This is a genomic window from Halomonas sp. ND22Bw (genome assembly GCF_003011945.1).
Lineage (GTDB): Bacteria > Pseudomonadota > Gammaproteobacteria > Pseudomonadales > Halomonadaceae > Halomonas > Halomonas halophila.
In genome coordinates, this window is sequence record NZ_PXWD01000743.1 from 1 (window position 1) to 276 (window position 276).

At 69.9% G+C, this 276-nt stretch carries 1 pseudogene; it reads left to right on the top strand.

What is annotated here, in order from left to right:
- A pseudogene (locus CVH10_RS20105) lies at nucleotides 1-276 on the top strand (catalase-peroxidase); the annotation flags it as partial.

Sequence of the window (276 nt, forward strand, 5' to 3'; positions counted from 1 at the left end):
CCGATGGCGGGCCGATGCCCGTTCGGAGGCGACCGGATCGGCGGGGCGCTGGGCAGCCGCCCGGCCCTGGAGAACTGGTATCCGCACCGCCTGCGGGTCGAGCTCCTGCACCAGAACGGGCTCGCGGCCGACCCGCTCGGCCCCGATTTCGACTATGCCAGCGCGTTCGCGGCGCTCGACTACGACGCGCTCAAACGCGACATCAAGCAGTTCCTGACCTCGTCGGTGGCGTGGTGGCCGTCCGATTACGGCAATTACGGCCCGCAGATGATCCGC